General features: G+C 54.4%; 1 protein-coding gene. It reads right to left on the bottom strand.

The window, feature by feature from the left end; all coding sequences use genetic code 11:
- The coding region (locus ICL55_RS35055) for a beta-ketoacyl synthase N-terminal-like domain-containing protein (RefSeq protein ID WP_188106746.1) at nucleotides 1-228 on the bottom strand (228 nt) is incomplete at both ends.

Genomic DNA, 228 nt, shown 5'->3' with positions numbered 1-228 from the left:
TCGTCTTCATGCGGTATCTGCAACGTATGACGGGTATAACCGGCATCTTCCACCGCCATCCAGGCGTGCTGCAAAAACAGCCGTTCCTGTGGATCTATGCCCGCCGCCTCCCGTGGGGCGATATTGAAAAATCTCGGATCGAATTCGTCCACGCCATCGATAAAGCCGCCCCATTTGCTGTAGTGGCGACCTTCTTTGGTGCGGTCCTCACTATAATATTCCTGCCAG

Origin of the sequence: Chitinophaga varians (assembly GCF_014529945.1) — a bacterium.
GTDB classification, from domain to species: Bacteria; Bacteroidota; Bacteroidia; order Chitinophagales; family Chitinophagaceae; genus Chitinophaga; species Chitinophaga varians.
Note: the sequence above shows the minus strand (reverse complement) of the source record. Positions and strands in the feature narration are given on the sequence as shown.